The sequence below is a fragment of the Fibrobacter sp. UWR2 genome, assembly GCF_002210285.1.
Classification (GTDB): Bacteria; Fibrobacterota; Fibrobacteria; order Fibrobacterales; family Fibrobacteraceae; genus Fibrobacter.
Genome location: NZ_MWQE01000005.1, coordinates 136,037 through 153,675 on the forward strand (window position 1 = coordinate 136,037; position 17,639 = coordinate 153,675).

Consider the following 17,639-nt stretch of genomic DNA (forward strand, 5'->3'; position numbering starts at 1 on the left):
CATATATAAATTAATATAGTAATTTTTGGCAGTTTGATTATGCAAGGCGGGGCTTACCCGTCCAGCCTAACTTTTCGCGGAGAGCACCTACAAAACCGGTATGGCGCATGCGGATAAACGTCGTCACTGCCTTGCTTTCGCTCAGCACGACCTTCTCACCCACCTTCATTTCGTAGGCAGTACGGCCATCGAACACGAGGTCCAGCGGGCGCTCCACCGCAGAGACAATTTCAAGCTTCTTGTGGGTCAGCGAGAGCACGAGCGGGCGCACCGAGAGGCTGCTCGGGGCCACGGGAGTGAGAACGACCGCAGGAGTGGACGGATGGATAATCGGGCCACCGGCCGCGAGGTTGTATGCAGTAGAACCCGTCGGGGTCGAAATCAGCAGGGAATCTGCCCAATATTCGGTCAAATCGGTGCCGTTGTAAGCCACATTCACGTTCACCATGCGTTCGGGAGCATGCGCACGGATATGTACTTCATTCAATACTGTATGACGCATGACGCACTTTTTGCCGCGAAATACGGAGGCGTCAATCATCATGCGTTCGCGCGTAGAGAAATCACCGGCAATTAAATCGTCAAGCGTTTTCGAAAGGCCCTCTACCCTACTTTCGGCAAGGAACCCCACGCGACCAGCGTTCACGCCCAATATCGGAATCTTGTGCCCAAGCGCGATGTGTGCCGCAGAAAGTACGGTTCCATCTCCACCGATAGCAAGCAACAAGTCCATACTGCGAAGGCCAGCTTCTTTTACCACGCGGATAGGCTTCTGCACAAGCCCGGATAAACTATCGAGCGCAAAGAACTTTACCTGCGGGTGGGCAATCGCCCAGAGTGCAATCTGGTTCAACGCGCATGCCAGATCCGCGCTCTTGTCCTTGAAACCGACAATCCCGATTTTCTTGAAAGTGCTTTTCATATTCCGCCTGCGACGTTGTTCACTTTAAAAATATACTTTATAGCAAATAAACTAGCCTTCAGATTCGGCCTTTTCTGCAACCAAGACTTGCTTCAGTTTCTCGACAATGCCCGGGAACGTGCGTTCCACGCCTTCGATATTGGCAACAGGTTCATCATTTTGGAGCGCAAGCGAGAGAACGCTCAACGCAAGGCCCGCCTGTGCAGAATCTCCGCCGTCAAAATCGCTACCATTCACGATGGTTTCCATTCCGCGGATAACGAGCCCGTCGTCGTACACGCCGACTTCTACGCCGGTCTTGCGCAGGTTTTCGGCCAGGAATTCATTCTTGGTGCGCATTTCCTTGCGGTATTCCTTGGGCACGCGGAGGATTGTTTCCCCTTCGGCGTAGCATGCCGCAACTGCGAGAAGCGGGAATTCGTCCATCGCTGTTGCAATAGTATCTTCGCTAAAGCGGCGGCCCTGCAGGCGTTTGCCCGCGGCGAGCGGGTAAATTTCCACATCGCCATAGACATCGCCGAACTTTTCACGGCGCGTAACGTTTTCGATGTTTGCACCCATGCGCTTGAGGCACGTGAGCGCACCCGCTCGCGTACTGTTCAGGTCCACGTTCAGGAGCCGCACGACGTTTTCTTTAGGCATGTTGCCTATGGTCGCAAGCAAAGCAAATGCCGTTGCCTCGGTCGTGTCGCCGGGCACATAATATTCGCGGCCAGTAATCACGCGGGTCTCGGAGAGTTCGGTAAACTGCGTGCGTTCAATCTTCTTGCCTTGCGCAATCATGAGTCGGCGTTCGAATTCGCTCAACTGCTCCATGCCACGGCCTTCGTAACGCACCGGGACGCCGAAGTACATGAGCATCTTGGTCCATTGGTCATGAACCGTAGAGCGTTCCTCGAAGCTCAGGTATTCCCCGCGCACGAGCGCACGCAACAGGAGTCGATTGCGCATTGCAAAAGGCACGTTCCCGAGGGAATCCTTCTTGAGCGCAGGTTCTTCTACGGCAAACCGGAAGACAATTTTTGCAGGAGAATCCTCTTCAATGTTCAGCTTGAAATACTTGAGCAGGCTTTCCTTGAGGGCGGCGACCTTCGCAATGCCCGCTTCGTCGGGTTCTTCGGCAATGGTAAACACGTGTTCGGGATCCTTGCTCGAAAGCGTCCACAGGAGCAAGTTCTCGTCTTCGGCAAAACCGGAAGGCAGCATTGACGGAAGCGGATACTGGAAGCCCTTGCCGTCGAGTACCAGCTGGTGGCCGTGCTGTTCGTAAACGAGCCCGAATTCAGCGAGTGCGCGGGCGAATTCTTCGGAACCGCTTGCCCATGCGAAATCTTCGAGCACGGTGCGGCCGTTCACCAGGAGCCCCATCACAAGGGTAAGCGCCATGCGTTCGCGGTCTGGATTCAGCGTAAATTCCATCTAGCGTTCCTTTACATCGTAGCCGAGGTAGCGCAAAAGTTTTACAGCGCGGGCAGCCTCGTCGGGCGTCTTGAATGCAAGCAGGAGTGTGCCCGCTACATTCTCGCGGACCTTCATCAGTTCGATGTCGCGAATGTTCAGGCCCTCTTCGGCAAGCGGCTGCATCACGCTCAGGAGAGCGCCCGGCTTGTCCTTGAGCGGCACCGTAATTTCGGAGAAGGCGGCGCCCGCATTGCGGCCAGGCGCAAACAGGCTGGCGCGGCCGTCGTTGCCCGCCTTGAAAATCTTCTCGAGAGCGTCGGAGCGGTCGGCGCATTTCCCGTCAGCAGATTTTTCGCCGGCATTGAACGAACCACCCGCAGGCTTTCCGTCCTTGACGACCTGGAGGTTATTCATTGCGTCGATGGTCTCGTTAATCCCGTCGCGGACTTCTTGCAACGCGCGGACGGTCTCGTCGCGGTTCGTGACAGCAATGTCGTGCCACATTCCCCAACCGCTCGCGGCAATGCGTGTCATGTCGCGGAAGGCGCGGCCAGCGTAATGCTGGTAATTGTGGTCCAGCAGGCGGCCCGGAATGTTCGCAGCGAGAGTGGAGCTGAGCATCTGAGGCATGTGCGAGACCCAGGCCATCGTGCGGTCGTGATGTTCCGGCGGGAACACGACAGGGGTAGCCCCGAGGAACTTCACCAGGTCGAGCAACTCCGCGTACACGTTTTCCGGAGTACCTTCGGGCGGGCACACGAACCAGTAGGCGTTTTCAAAAATTGCAGGATCGTTAAATTCACATGTGCGCTTCTCGGAACCGGCCATCGGGTGGCTACCGACAAAGCGAAACGGCGCGGGCAACTTCACGCCCGCCTTGCAGATTTCGACCTTCGTAGAACCGATATCGCTCACGAGGCACACGTTACAGGTGGCGTTCTTACCTGCAACGTCCTTGACCCAGGAAACGTGCGAAAGCGCATCGATTGTCTTCAAGATATGTAGAATCGGAGAGCAGAGCAAGATAAGGTCGCAGTCCTTGGACCACTCCTCCACTTCTCCGTATTCAAAGAATTCGTCGGCGAGTTCCAGTTCACGGGCGCGCGCAAGCGTCGCGGGCGAACTCACGGCACGGATCTTTGTCGGCCGATTCGCCTGCTTAAGGGCGGAGGCGATTGAACCGGCAAGCAGGCCAAACCCCACTAGCGCAATGCGTTTCATCTACTCCTCCACCTTGCGGGTTTCTTCCATGATAACCTTGAAAATACGGCGCACCGAATCACCGCTAAGCGGGCCTCCGGCCTTCTCTGCCTTTTCGGCAACAGCGGCGAGCACGGCCTCTTCGCGGGCCGTATCCAACACGGGCAGGCCCTTCTGCTTCTTGAGTTTTCCGATTTCAGTTGCGTAGACGGCGCGCTTGTTCAAAAGCGCGATTACCGTATCGGTAAGTTCATCTATACGTGTGCGCCAATCATCAATATCCATGCGGAAAAAGATAGTAATTGAACGGACGTCGTTTCCCCGTAGCCTGCTAATGCATCGTTTTTTCCTTGTTTTTGATACACTTGGTACAGTTTATTTATAATTTATTTTCGCCGTGTTGCGTGCCCTATAAAACGGACATATATTACAGATGTGTATGTTTAGGAGGTATAAATGAAAATCGTAAAAATTCTCTCGGCAGGAACCCTCGCGGTATTGACCATGGCAGCTTCTCTCAGCGCAAAAGACTTTAGCGGTGCTGAACTCTACACAAACAAGGAGTTCACTTACGGCAAGTTCGAAGCCCGCATGAAAATGGCCGCCGCGTTGGGCACCGTGAGCTCCATGTTCCTCTACCAGAACGGCTCCGAACAGGCCAGCGCAGAACGCTGGGTCGAAGTCGATATCGAAGTCCTGGGCAAGAGCCCGAACAGTTTCCAGTCCAACATCATTACCGGCAGGGCTGGCGCGCAAAAAACTAGCGAAAAGCACCACACGGTGAACCCGGCCGCCGACCAGGGATTCCATACCTATGGTATCGAATGGACCCCGAATTACGTCCGCTGGACTGTTGATGGAAACGAAGTCCGCAAGACAGAAAAAGGCGTGAACGACCCCAGTAACCAGGTGGCTAACCTTATCGGTACGCAGGGCCTCCGCTTCAATATCTGGTCTTCTGAAAGTGTAGAATGGGTCGGACAGTTCGACGAATCCAAGCTTCCGCTCTTCCAGTTCATCAATTGGGTTAAGGTCTACAAGTACACTCCGGGCCAGGGCGAAAACGGCAGCGATTTCACGCTTGACTGGACGGACAATTTCGACACCTTCGATTCTGGCCGCTGGAGCAAGGGCAACTGGACCTTCGACGGCAACCGCGTCGACCTGACCCCGAACAACATTTACACCAGGGACGGCATGCTGATTCTCGCCCTCACCCGCAAGGGTCAGGAAAGCTTCAACGGCCAGGTCCCTGTTGACAACGAACCGTCCCCGCAGTCTTCTAGCAGCAGTGTCACGCCGCCCTCTTCGAGCAGCGTCACCCCGCCGAGCTCTAGCAGCATTGAACTTCCGCCGCTTTCCTCCAGCAGCACGGATGCTATTCTCCAGGTTCGCAAGCCGCAACTGCAGGGCAAGGAAACCAGGACCTTCAACGCGAAGGGTGAACGTGTCAACAACGTCCGCGCGAACGATTCCCGCAACCGTTACCGCGTAAATTTCAAGATTTAAGAAAACACCCCCCAAACAACAGAGTCTACGTGGCGAATGTCGCGTAGACTTTGTTATTTTATAGCCATGCGCAAGGAACTCGCCCATATTCTGGAGAGCCTCCCCCACAAGGACGGGGACAGGCTCCCTAGCGTGCGTGAAATCATGAAGGTGTACCGCATGTCTTCGAGTACGGTGCAGGCGGCACTCCGTTCCCTTGAACGCGATGAGAAAATTTGCCGCATTCAGGGAAAGGGATGCTTTTGGACATCGAAGGGCATCGGCATGATATGCTCGAGCGATTCCGTTCCGGCGGTTCGCGAATCTGCCCTGGAAAAGATTGAGCGCCTGTTCCGTGAGGACTGGGAGCGCGGGCAGTTCAAGATAGACGAAGACCTCCCCCTCATGAAGGAACTCTCTATCCGCTACAACATTTCGCAGGCGATTATCCGGAAGTTCCTGACCCAGCAGGAAGGCCGCGGAATCCTGGAGCGAGTCGGCCGGCATTACCGCTTTACCCGCAAGGACGATAAGCCAGCAAATGCCGCCCTGAGTGAGATTATCTTTGTTACACGCTGCAACAGCTGGGGCGGTTTTACTGCCGAGAGCGAGCGCGAAATGGATTTTTTGCGCATGGTCTACAAGAAGGCAGGCGCCGAGCACTACAAGCTTATTCTGCTCGGCCTGAACGAGAAGACCGGAATGCTTATCGACCGGAGCGGCAAGCCCCGTAAGCTGACCGATTTCCGCAATGCCGTAGGCGCAGTGCTTTCTACCCTCCTCGTGATGGAACCGAAAAAACTCCTGCAACTCTTTGCGGAAGTCCCGTACCCGGTAGCCGTATGGTGGGAACATCCCGTGCAGGTGTTGCCGGAGCGATACCTCCACAAGGATAACTGGACCTTCTTCAATTCCACCTTCGGGCCTGGCCCCGGAAAAGAAATGGGCAAGTACCTACTTTCGCGCGGGGTGCACGATGTCGCCTTCTTCTCGCCCTACCACGACAGTTCATGGTCCATTGAGCGCCTTGAAGGCCTGCGGGAAGTAGGCCTGAGTGTTTTGGATTGCACCGACGATGAGTTTGCAAGCCCATGGGACTACAAGCAGATTGCCCGCGGGAAGGTGGAAAAGCATTCGGTGGAATCGTATGCCCGCGAACTCCTGAAGCGCAAGATGATCAGCATTCTGGAAAACCGCGACTACGGGCTAATCCCTATCGTTTGCGTGAACGACGACGTGGCATCGGCCTTGTTGGAACTGCATGAAGAAGGCCGCATTGGCCCGCTGGGGCCGCTCTATGCCTTCGACAATTCCGCAGAAAGTTACCTGCTGAGGCTCCCCTCCTACGATTTCAACACGCAGGCGCTTGTGGACCGCATGTTCTACAGCCTCGTGAACCGGGACGCGTTCCGCATGCAGCATCGCATACAGCAGGTACTCGGCCAAGTCGTCGAGAAATAGTTTTTTTCCAGATTACGGACTAAATACCGCCTGCATGTCATTTAGTCCGTAAAAAATGTGCGTAACGCCGCCATGAATTCCGCTTTTTACGGACTAAACGCCCACCGCATGTCATTTAGTCCGTAAAAACTGAGTGTGACGCAACTTTAAGAGCGTTATTTTACGGACTAAATCGCTGGGGGTCGCAGATTAGTCCGTAAAACTAATGCACGCACACCACGTAAAAACGAATGCAGCGCCGCCACTTAATGCTCGCGACGTTCTAAATCGCAAAAAGAAGCTCGCACGCGCAAAAATCGGTGAATCCAGCTCTACGCCTTAAAGCCAGCGCCATACTGGTACAGCTCCAGCCCGAATTCCGACATGGCCGCAATCAGGTGGTCCAGTATATCTGCCTGGATGCCTTCGAAAACCTCCCACTCGGTGGTATTCGCAAATGCGTAAATCTCGAGCGGAAGCCCCTGCGGGGTTGGCTCCAGCAGGCGCGTCATGAGCGTCATGTTCTGAGCGACAGTCTTGCGCGAACGGAGGTATGCCGTGCAGTAGGCGCGGAACGTGCCGATATTGGTGAGGTGGCGGCTATTGAGCGTGTCCGGATTCTCGGTCCCGGAGGCGACCCCCATCAATTCCGCCTTGGACTCCTCGCCCACAATTTCTTGCGCTTTTGCACTCAGGTACGGCGCAAGGATCTCAATTTTCGACAAGTTCGCAATTTCTTCGGGCGTGAGGAAGCGGACCGTCTTCAAGTCGACATACATCGCCCTCTTGATACGACGCACGCCGGAATCCTGCATGCCACGCCAGTTGCGGAACGAATTCGTGATGAGGTCGTATGCCGGGATGACCGAGATGGTGTTGTCCCAGTTACGCACCTTCACCGAAGTGAGCGTGATGTCCATGACCGTACCGTCGGTATGGTGGCGCTCGATTTCAATCCAGTCGCCTTTACGGAGCAGGTCGGAAATGTTAATCTGCACGCCCGAAACGACACCCAGAATGGAATCCTTGAAAATCAACATCAGCACGGTCGTCATCGCGCCGATTGCAGAGAAGATTATCACCGGGCTCTTGTCGGTGAGCTGGCTTACGATGAATATCGCCGCAAGGCAGAACAAGACAACCTTCACTGCCTGGAAAATACCGTGCAACGGGCGCTTCATGGTGCGTTCGTTGATGCCGTTGAAATGCTCCACTACGTCGAGGACCGAGCAGGCAACAGCAAAAGAAAGCAGTGTATACCAGATATTCGCTGCCCTCGAGCAAAGGTCATAAAGCCAGTCTTCGGTATTGAGAATGCGCGGGATTGTCGATGAAAACGCCGTCGCAGGGATAATCTGCAAAAGGCGCGATGCCACATGCCTTTCGACAAGGAGCATGTTGAAGGTGTTCGGCGTCTTTTTCGCCCAACGCTTGAGCAGTGGGACAAAGGCCGCGTAGATAGCAAGGAAAAGGAAGGCTATCGCCGAAAGCAGTAGGGCGAGATTCACGTATTCGTTGTCGATTGGCATGACCAAATTATAGAAATTAATTTGAGACGGCTATGCCTCGTTCTCGCTCAGGCTCTTGTAGTAGGCTTCCAGGTTTTCGCGGCAGGCGACAAAGCAGTCACGTAGCGACGGATCGTATTGCGAGCCCATTCCCTCGACGATGATCTCGAATGCATCGGCAAAGGACATGGCCTCCTTGTAGCATCGTTTGCTCACTAGGGCATCGTATACGTCGGCAATAGCCATGATGCGGGCCTCGAACGGAATGGCTGTCCCCTTGAGTTTCATCGGGTAGCCGCAGCCGTCGAAACGTTCGTGATGGTAACGGGCAACGTTGCACGCAATCTTCACGAATTCCGGCTCCTCGATGGAGGTTAGGAGGTTTTCGACAATCATGGCCCCCTTCTCGGGATGCGTTTTCATTTCTTCGAATTCCTGCGTGGTAAATTTGCCTGGCTTGCGCAGGATGCGGTCGTCTATTGCGATCTTGCCGAGATCGTGCATCGGCGCTGCCGAAACAAGGCTGTCGTAGAATGAGTCAGGAAAACCGAAGTTCCCCTTTGTACGCAGGTATTCCGCCAGGATAGAGACCACCTTGCTGGTCCGCTTGATATGGCTGCCCGTATTGCTATCTCGGCTTTCGACAATCTCGGCCATGTTGACAATCATCTTTTCCTGGATGAGCCTTATGTGCGAGTCGTTCTTCTTTAGCAGCAGTTCGAGGCGGACGTTGTTCGTGCCAAGCATATTGATGTACCTATGCATGGTTGTCGAGTCCTCGATTCTGAACAAGTGAATCCGGTGGCGCCGGGTGAACGGAAGCTGGCTTAGCCTTATCTTGTAGTATTTGCCGTTGAGGTCAAAACTTTTTTCTACGGGAGCGTCTTTTGCATCTGTTTTGGCATTCCACGAAAGGAGTATGTGGTTTATGGGCGTATCATCGGGCATCGCATAGTCGATACGGCACTTTTCGAAACTGGGAAAAAGCTTGCATGCCATCTCGTTACAGCCGAGGAAAATGTTGCTGGATGTCAGCATCACGTAGCCGTCGGTGTTCTGGGAATCTAGTGCCTGGGCGATAGTCTGGTCCACATTGTAGCGCTTGACGTGGAAGCAGATGTACAGAAGAGCGAACTGGTCGAATATGTAGACTGCCGGCATTACCACGGTATCGCTTTCGAGAATTCTCGAGATGAATAGCGCAGCGATGGAAGCAAGTTCAATAGAGGAAATCGCCATGAGGCTCTTGTACGAGACATTTCGCTTGCGTAGGAAGGCGTAAACGATTAGACCCACGTTTGCAGCAAAGAACCCCATGACCATGAGGTTGAACAGGTCGTGTCCTGGCCCGTAGGTGGCGACGTAATTCCCTATCCCGTTGATGTTGACGTACTCGATAGTCTTGTAATAGATGTCGCTGTAGCCGACAGTGGCTGAGAGTGCGAAAACGAAATAGACAAAAATAGCCAGGAGCGCATGCCCCCAGACGGGGAAACGAACCTTGCATACGGCAAGGCATGCGTCAAAAGTCAGGAGCGGCATGAAAATCGCTCCGATATAGTTCATCTTGTTTGCAAGGATGGCCTGGTCCAGGTTTGTTGACAGGGCTAGGAAAAGGTGACCGGTACAGGCGACAAATACTGCAAAGAATATTAACCGATAAGGGCCATCCTGCCTTGGATTAATACGAATAAGCAGCAAGTTGTTTATTGCTGCTACGATACAGACTATAGTCAAGAAAACGATGACCATACCAATCCACGTAAAATCCTAGACAACGTTATTAATATAACGTTATAAAAATAATACAATTTTGTTAAAAGTGTTACTATTTTTTTAACAAACGCATGGTCCCCTGACGATTAAATTCGGGGGAATCCTTTAAAAATGGGCTTTTTTGCTCACTTCTGAGGGTAAATAGGCCAAAATCGCCCGCATCGACCTCGGTTCCCGACTTGGAGGAAATCCCGTCGACAAAAATGGAGTCGGCGACTGCGGAAAGGATGTTACGTTGTTCGTCGGGCGTGCCGTTCTTGCGGGAAACACACAGATCCGGCAGGTTGAAAACTTCGAGGCCAAGCGTGTAGAGCAGATCTTCGCTTTCCACGAAGTTAATCCACGGGTCCATCGGGAATTCACCGTCGTCAAGTTCCTCACGGAATCCGTCTGCAGTCCATGCGGTACCCGACTGCTGCATGTAAATGCCTGCCGCACCTGCAGAAAGGAATTTCAGTATGGCGGAGTTCACCATCTTGAGGTCATCGGCGCTCTTGAGGGTGCCCAGCAAGAAGATGAGGGACTTGTGCGCATCTATGGATGCGATGTCCGATGCGGAAATTTCCTGGTGCTCAGCGAAGATTCCGGAAAGTCCAGCGACAGGTTCCTTGCGGACCACCTCGAAATTGACGGTACAGCCGGGGACGAGGAGTGTTTTCGCGTCGCCACTGACAGATACCGTATCGGTAATCTGGAAAGCCTCTGCTGCTGTAACGGGTATCGGGAATGCAAGGACAAACCGGTTCATTTTAACCTCGGATGATAAATGTTGTCAGCCAAAGCGAGTCACTACTTTCTTGACTGCTTCTTGGAGAATGTCACTACGCGGGGGCGCGGGTAGCGCCACCTTTTGGCGGAAAGCCTTTTCCAACGCGCCTGCGGAAAGGTCTTGAGCCGGAATGTGCACGGCATAGCCCGCGGAGGCAAGATTCTTTGCGAGCGCCACCTGCTCGTACTGCCCCGGAGTCGGGACGAATATGCTGCGCGCTCCTAGGTAGGCCATATCCATGACGGTACTGTAGCCTCCCCTACTTATGACCCAGTCGGCCTTTTTTACGGCCCTGGAGAATTCTTCGGTCGGCAAGTGGCTGTGGAACTCGATGTTACCCTCGGTCCAGGTGCGTACGCCTGATTGCGGTTTCCCTAGTATCATCACGTGATGGCCTGGAATCTGAGCTAGGGTTTCGCGAAGGTCTTTCTCGAAGCGGGTCCGGGCGGGTTCGACCCCCGAGACTATCGCGAGGATACTTGGGCCGCTTTCGCTAGACTTTGAAGTCTCGCTTCCGCAATCCGAAAAGGTTCTCGCATCTGAATCGGCAAACCGCGAAAGGAGTCCCACGTACTGGAGCGGAACCGGGCTTCCGTCTACGTGCGAAAGCGTTCCCGCATATCCGGGAAATTCTTCTATGTCGGGTACCCACACCTCGTCGAAATGCTTCATCAGGGATTTGTGCCAACGGATGCCTATGCCTTCTAGCGCGGCGAATGCTTGCGGGAATGCGATACGTCGTTGGTGCGTCATGTAGATGCTGTAGGCCTTTCTGGAGTAGAACCCGAAACGGTTGTCCGAGAACACGATGTCGTAGCCATGGCGTTCGACCATCTCTTCGGCGTATCGGTGCTCGTAACGGATAATGGCGTTCAGGTGAGAACTCTTCTTGAGTAGCCAGAGCGCCATGTTGAATCCGTGCTTGGGGTATACGATATTGTAGCCTGGAGCAATACGCTGACGCACTTCCGGGAACACTTCTCGGAAAAAGGCAGCATTTGCGGGTACTACCGCAAGCTCGACCTCGGCTCCGTTACGGATAAATTCCTTTACGACGGGCACGCAACGTGTCGCATGCCCTAGCCCCCAATCCAGAGGGGCTACAAGTACTTTCACCGGGCCTCCAGCCAGGCATTCGCCCAGTCGCCATGGTCGCAGTCCTTGTTGTCGCCCATCTCGATTTTCAGGTTCAGGTGGTTTACACCCTTTATATCGACATCGAGTTTCTGCTTTTCCATCGAATAGAGTTTCTTGGAACGTGCAAGTTCACGGCCATCGCCGTTTACGACAAAGTAGGCGCCGTCACCGCAGGCGCTTTCATCATCCAGGCCGACAACCGCATGGAACATGTCGAACCCGCGCAGGAGAGTGTATTCGAGACTCGAATTCGCGTGGCTGCCGATACCGTAGCGGAACGGTTCTCCGTCGAGAGTAAGCCTGTGATGTTCCACGGATTCGTTCAGCTGCGGGTCGCCCCAGTCCTGCGAGAACCTGTCTATCTTGAGTGTCGAAAGGAGTATCGCGCGGTCGGAATCCATAAAGAAATCCCTGTAGATGACTGCCGTGTCGCCATCGGGCATGGAGCAGGTAAATACCGCACGGTTCATGCCATTCCTGATTTTCTGGGAATCCAGGCGAAGCGTGTCCGCATCCACGGTCACGATGGCATCACCCTGCTTTTCGTCATTGAGCGTGTATTCGCAGGCGATTGTCTCGGGGAATCGCTTGTTCAGGATAATCGTGCCTTCCTTCTGTTCGGAGACGGTGAAGTTCTGCGCGTACTGCGAGACGCCCTTCTTCGAGAGGATCTTGTAGATGACCAGCGGGTAGCCAAATTTTTTTGCATCGACGAGCATACGCTCGTGCTTATAGCTGTCGAGAATCTTGTCAATCTGGTCGGTTGTCTTGAAACCTACCACGCGGCTATCGCGATTCACCTTGCCGTAGCCGTCCTGACCACGTACCAGATAGATGTTTCCGCCGGATTTCTGCATCCAGTCGGCAAATACGTCGGTACTCCAGCCTTCGAATGTGCGTTCGCTGAAGGCGCTGTGCCCCTGGGCCAGCATCTGCCAGGGCCTGGAGTAGATGAACACGGAATTCGCAGGGTAGCCCGCCAGTTCGTTGTTCAGGAATTCCTCTTCGCCAAGCAACTTGTTCTTGTAATAGAGCATGTTGTTGCGGTAACTCGGGGCATGGTACACCATGAGCCCGAGCGTAAGGAGGCACGCAAGCCCCATCACGATAGATGCTGCTGCATCTTCGCGTATCTTGGACTTGAACAGGCGTGAGCCCGTGAATTCGAATGCATCGTACAGGCCAAGTGCCATCAGGAGCGCAAACATCGGGAGCGCCACCAGCACGTAACGCTGGTTGATATCAATCGTGAACGTACCCGACACGTTGAACATGATGACGAAAATCTGGAGGCAGAAGAATATGCCGAGGATAAATCCGCGGATATAACGGCGGAAGACGAGCATGCGGACAAGGAGCCACACGGTCGAAGCAAGCAGGATGATGGTGAACGTCGTGTAGAACGGATTCATCATGATGCCGCCGAATGTCGGGTCTGTATCGAGATTCAACATGGTCTCGATGTTCGTCTTGAGATTGAACCACAGATTTTCGAACGAGTGCGCCGCATGCTCGCCACCCTGGAAATCGTAACCGCGATAGGCCGCCATGTTGTTGACGCTAGGCCAGCTCACTGCAATCACCGAAGCGATAAAGGCAGGCAGGCGGTAGGGTTTCTCGAGGAAATAGCGGTAGTAATATAGCGCAAACGGAATGAAAGCAAAGACCGTCTCCTGGCGGGTCTGCGCGAAGAACCCGAGCAGCGGGACCGTCAGCAAGAAGTGCTTCCAGGTCACCTTATTCGTAGGTACAAACGCGTACCACGCCATGAGGAACGTGAGCAGGCAAATGTAGAGCACCTCGGTAGAGGCGGAGCGTGCCTGCAGCAGGTATATGGGCATGCCGCCCAGGAATGCTGTTGCCGCCAGGGCGAGCTTGCTGCTCTTGAACCACTTGGATAGCGCGAGGAAGAATGCTAGCAAGCTCAGAATATAGAATGGATAGTTGACGAGTAGCGCCGTGTCACGGTCGGGTTCCATGAAGTTGAACACGAGAGAGTACACGAAACCGAGAGCCTTGCCTTTGAAGTTGTTCACTTCCGTCTTGCAGTCGAGAACGCCATCGGTCCACACGCCTTCGTTACAGATGCCGCCCGTATGCTGGAAGTACATCTGCAGCCCCATCGATTCCCAGCTAGTTTCGTCACTCAGCACGCGGTGCGTGTTGCTGATGTTTCCGAACATGAACACCGAGAAGAAAATCATCAGCAGGGCAAGCCCGCAGAAACTCTTGCCGCTCGGCAGGAATCCCTTCACGTTCTTCGCCACGAAAGGCAAGTTCACGATGATGCCAGCAATAAGCAGAATGAATGTCGACAGGATGGAGTAATAGCCCCAGTCGATATCCCAGCGCCGTGCATACGAGACAGAAAGGTTGTTGAAAATCAGGAACGCGGCAAGCATTACCACGACAGAGACCGCGGCCATGACGGCCTGCGGCTTGCCCAGGTGCAGGGAGTCAACCCACTCACGCAGGGATTCCGCCAGCGATTTCCGTTCGACTTTATTCTCAACTATATCTGTTTTTTCCTTCTTTGTGTTGCTCATAATTCAATATTGTCTAGTTATGGTTTTATTGAACGATTACCCCGTGATTCCGAGGCGTTCCATTGCAATTTTCTTGCCGGTCTGTACGTCACTCTTTCCACTGCCGAGCTTCGGGAGTACATCGACCTTCACCACTGCGCCCGGGAGCATGAGCGGCGGGAGGCCCACCTGCTTGAGCATATCCTTCACTTCGTCTTCGGACTTCTCGCCCGCATAAACGAGCACAATCTTCTCGCCCTTGCTGCCGTCGGGGACGGCAACCGCAAAGTGGTCAATCTCGTCAAACAGAGAGCATTCCGAAATCTTGAAATCGACGGACCCGAGACTAACCATCTCGCCACCGAGTTTTGCGAATCGGCTGTAGCGGTCCACAATCGTGAGGTAGCCGTCCTCGTCCACGTGGCCCTTGTCGCCCGTCTTGTACCAGCGCTTGCCGTTGATAACCGCAATCGCCTGTGCTGTGCGTTCAGGATCCTTCAGGTAACCCTTCATGATCTGTGCACCGCCAATCAGGATGAGGCCATCCTCGCCCACGGCAAGTTCTTCCATGGTGTCGGGATCTACGATGCGGATCTGCGTTCCGGGCAGCGGAGCGCCGACGGTACCGGGCTTGTTGCCCTCGATGACCGTCTTGTAGTCGTCCATGAGCACGTCCTTCGTGTTTACCGCCGCCACCGGAGTCGTCTCGGTACAGCCGAATCCCTCGAAAATCTCGAGCTTGAACTTGTTGCGGTAAAGCTGGCGTACGTCCTCGCGGATCTTCTCGGCGCCGGCGTAGATGGCTCGGACATGCGAGAACATAAGCGGGTGCACGGCGCGGTTCAGACCCCACATACGCAGGAACGTGCCCGTGGCCACCATGATGGAGACCTTGAACTGGGCGCACATGCGCGAAACGAGCCTTGCGTCCGTCGGGTCGGGGCAGGTCGCCACCGGAACGCCTTCCACGAGGCAGAGCATTGTCGTAATCGAGAAACCGAACGCATGGAATAGCGGGAGCGAACCGAGGAATACATCCTCTGCGCTCGGCAACAGAACGCTTTCGCACTGCTTGATATTGCCAATTAGGTTCTGGTGCGTGAGTTCCACACCCTTCGGGCGGCCCTCTGAACCTGAACTGAATATGATGGTAGCCACGTCGTCGAGCGTCACCTTCTTGAAGAAGCGCAGTTCCAGGTACCATGCCGGCAGGATCAGTACGCGCAAGAAGTTCTTCACGAGTGTGGACTTGTGGAGCTGCTCCTTGAGGTCTTCCATGTAGTAGACCTTGTAGTTGTCGAGCAACTTTTCCATCGGGAGGCCCTTCTGCTTGAGTTTCTCGATGAACACGCGGGCCGTAATGAGGGTCTTGACGTCGGCTACGCCGCAGCAGTAGTCCATTGTCTCGGGAGTATTCGTGTAGTTCAGGTTGTAGACCGTCTTGCCCTTGATGAGGCAGGCCATGTTCACGATTATGCCCGGGCCAGACGGCGGGATGAGTACGCCCACCTGCTTCTCGCCCTTCGTAAGTTTGTCTATGATTCCTGCGAACGAGAGGGCTGCTGTTGCAAGAGCATTTGCCGAGAGATGGTTGCCATCGGGGCTATAGACCGAGGGGCCGCTCCCCACATGCTTTACCGTGCGGATCCAGGCGGAAGCTACTGGGCGAAGCGAGCGGATATAGGTTGTCCATGCGGTAATCGAGAGTTCCTGCACGGCGCGCTTTACCATCATCGGACTGGAGTCGAGCGGCAGCTCCTCGCCGAAGGCGACCGTGACGATACGTCCACCGCTATGTACAAGGTCCTTGAAGCCGGCATCGGCCATGGAGTAGCTACTCCCCCACAGGCCCTGGACGTAGAAAGGCAGGAGTTTCACGCGGGGAACGTCCTTGATAGCCTTGGAGTAGTCGAGGCGGAAGCGGCTCATGTTGCCGGTAGATGTCATCGCGTTTTCGGGGAACATCACCACGGCTTCCCCACGCATGAGGGCCTTGCGGGCCTCCTCCATCGCGGGTCCCGGGTTTGAAATGTCGAGGTCGATCGTCTCCATCTGCGAAAGCAGGAGTTTCACGTACCATTTCTCGAAGGGCCTGCGTGTAATCACGAAGCGCATCGGGCGCGGGCTTGCCATCTGGATCATTGCCCAGTCGATATACGAGATGTGGTTACCGACTAGGAGCACTGGGCCTTCCCACGGGATATTCTGTACGCCGTTCACGAGGAACTTGTAGTGGACGGAAAGCACGGAGCGCAGCAACTGACGGAGCAGTGTCTGCGGCATCGCCCAGAGGGCCCATACCGTGCCCACAAGGCAGACGATACCGAGGATGAAGAACAGGTTCATCCGGTCGAGGGCCAGATAGCGGATGGCGACAATCGCGAGAATGTCGAACACGATAATGCTGAGGTTCTGGACCACGTTTGACAGCGAGAGCACGTGGCCTGCCGACCTAGGTTTCGTATTGTAGAGCATGGTCGCAAACATCGGGAGCGCGAAAATGCCGCCGCAGAACCCGAGAAGCGCGAATGCAATGGAATTGTATGGACGCGGAATAAACGGAATGAGGAAAATGAGTATGGAGGCACCGGCTGTCCCCATCGGGATTAGGCCAATCTCGATAAAGTTCCTGGACATGCGCATCGCAAAGAAGAACCCTGCGACAAGTCCGATGCCTGTACCGAAAATGGCATAGTTTGCGAGCGAATCCTTGTCAAAGAGCGAACCCGAACTGAACTGGTCCTGAATCACGAATACCATAAGGAATATCATGACCCAGAACATGGCCTGGCCGACAATCGACTGGCGAAGTGCCCGGTTCTTCCATGCCTTTGCCATCTTGCGGCGAGCGTACTTGGATGTCCAGTAATATTTCCAGGGGAACTTGAGTTCCTTGTCGTAGGCGCCGATGGACGGGAGCCTGAGTGCAAAGATGAAACCGAGGAGCTGCAGGGCACCGAGCGTGTAGAGCACCGGCTGGACAAGGTCCTCGCGTACGGCGAAGGCGAGCGCCACTCCGGCAAAGAACATCGCGCAGAAAGTGACGATCATGAGGGTCCCGCTTCCGCTTGCCAGGAACCTCACCCCCATGAGTTCCTTCATGAACCCGTTTTTCGCGGGACTCTGGAACGCCTGAAGGATGAAGAACAGCCCGACGCCTCCCATCATCATGTAGAGGTTTCCGAGATAGGCGCCTGCACAGAACAGCCCTACGACGGGGAGCGAGAGTAAAGTAGTCCACAGGAGTATTCGCTCCTTGGGGTACTTGTCCGACATGAACCCTGCAGGCGTGAGGAGCAGTACGCAGGGCAGCAGGAAGAGCAGGTGGAGTACATAGAACTGCCAAGAACCGGTCGGGGTGTATCCCATGCGGTTCAGGATGAGTTCCGCGTATGCGATAAGCGCGGTAGAAACAGCCACCTGGGTGAATGCCAAACCAAAAAACGAGAAAAAGCCTTTGACTTTTTTCATCT

General features: G+C 54.5%; 12 protein-coding genes. 2 read left to right on the forward strand and 10 right to left on the reverse strand.

All coding sequences use genetic code 11. The features are described 5' to 3' along the window. Positions 1–37 precede the first annotated feature (37 nt). Genes B7994_RS08930 through B7994_RS08945 form a run of 4 tightly spaced genes read right to left on the reverse strand, consistent with a single transcriptional unit; the run spans position 38 to position 3,808 of the window. On the reverse strand, positions 38–922 hold the full coding sequence (locus B7994_RS08930) for an NAD(+)/NADH kinase (protein WP_088638108.1): 885 nt from the start codon (positions 920–922) through the stop codon (positions 38–40). A gap of 51 nt (positions 923–973) precedes the next feature. Then, on the reverse strand, positions 974–2,341 hold the full coding sequence (locus B7994_RS08935; protein WP_088638109.1) for a 3-phosphoshikimate 1-carboxyvinyltransferase: 1,368 nt from the start codon (positions 2,339–2,341) through the stop codon (positions 974–976). Then, the gene (locus tag B7994_RS08940; RefSeq protein ID WP_088638110.1) at positions 2,342–3,544 is read right to left on the reverse strand and encodes a prephenate dehydrogenase/arogenate dehydrogenase family protein; all 1,203 of its coding nucleotides are present in this window, start codon (positions 3,542–3,544) and stop codon (positions 2,342–2,344) included. Beyond that, entirely contained in the window at positions 3,545–3,808 is a 264-nt protein-coding gene (locus B7994_RS08945) for a chorismate mutase (RefSeq protein WP_088638111.1), read from the reverse strand. Positions 3,809–3,979: 171 nt separating this feature from the next. Here B7994_RS08945 and B7994_RS08950 point away from each other — a divergent pair, with 171 nt between their 5' ends. Both B7994_RS08950 and B7994_RS08955 read left to right on the forward strand, forming a co-directional pair. Further along, on the forward strand, positions 3,980–5,032 hold the full coding sequence (locus tag B7994_RS08950; RefSeq protein ID WP_088638112.1) for a family 16 glycosylhydrolase: 1,053 nt from the start codon (positions 3,980–3,982) through the stop codon (positions 5,030–5,032). Positions 5,033–5,098: 66 nt separating this feature from the next. Beyond that, complete coding sequence (locus B7994_RS08955; protein ID WP_088638113.1) at positions 5,099–6,472, forward strand: GntR family transcriptional regulator; 1,374 nt, start codon at positions 5,099–5,101, stop codon at positions 6,470–6,472. A gap of 311 nt (positions 6,473–6,783) precedes the next feature. Here B7994_RS08955 and B7994_RS08960 read toward each other — a convergent pair whose 3' ends face one another. The 6 genes from B7994_RS08960 to B7994_RS08985 all read right to left on the reverse strand — a co-directional run bounded on the left by B7994_RS08960 (position 6,784) and on the right by B7994_RS08985 (position 17,637). Further along, complete coding sequence (locus tag B7994_RS08960; RefSeq protein ID WP_088638114.1) at positions 6,784–7,980, reverse strand: mechanosensitive ion channel family protein; 1,197 nt, start codon at positions 7,978–7,980, stop codon at positions 6,784–6,786. Between the two features lie 30 nt (positions 7,981–8,010). After that, positions 8,011–9,711 carry an HD domain-containing phosphohydrolase gene (locus B7994_RS08965; protein ID WP_088638115.1) on the reverse strand — a complete coding sequence of 567 codons (1,701 nt, stop codon included), beginning with the start codon at positions 9,709–9,711 and terminating at the stop codon, positions 8,011–8,013. Positions 9,712–9,787: 76 nt separating this feature from the next. Continuing rightward, positions 9,788–10,483, reverse strand: coding sequence for a hypothetical protein (locus B7994_RS08970; RefSeq protein WP_088638116.1), 696 nt, complete (start codon positions 10,481–10,483; stop codon positions 9,788–9,790). A gap of 24 nt (positions 10,484–10,507) precedes the next feature. Further along, a complete protein-coding gene (locus B7994_RS08975; RefSeq protein WP_088638117.1) occupies positions 10,508–11,620 on the reverse strand; it encodes a glycosyltransferase in 1,113 nt (370 codons plus the stop codon). Further along, positions 11,617–14,187, reverse strand: coding sequence for an NPCBM/NEW2 domain-containing protein (locus B7994_RS08980; RefSeq protein ID WP_088638118.1), 2,571 nt, complete (start codon positions 14,185–14,187; stop codon positions 11,617–11,619). Before B7994_RS08980 ends, B7994_RS08975 begins: the two co-directional genes overlap by 4 nt. Before the next feature lie 36 nt (positions 14,188–14,223). Then, the gene (locus tag B7994_RS08985) at positions 14,224–17,637 is read right to left on the reverse strand and encodes an MFS transporter (protein WP_088638119.1); all 3,414 of its coding nucleotides are present in this window, start codon (positions 17,635–17,637) and stop codon (positions 14,224–14,226) included. Between the last annotated feature and the right edge of the window lie 2 nt (positions 17,638–17,639).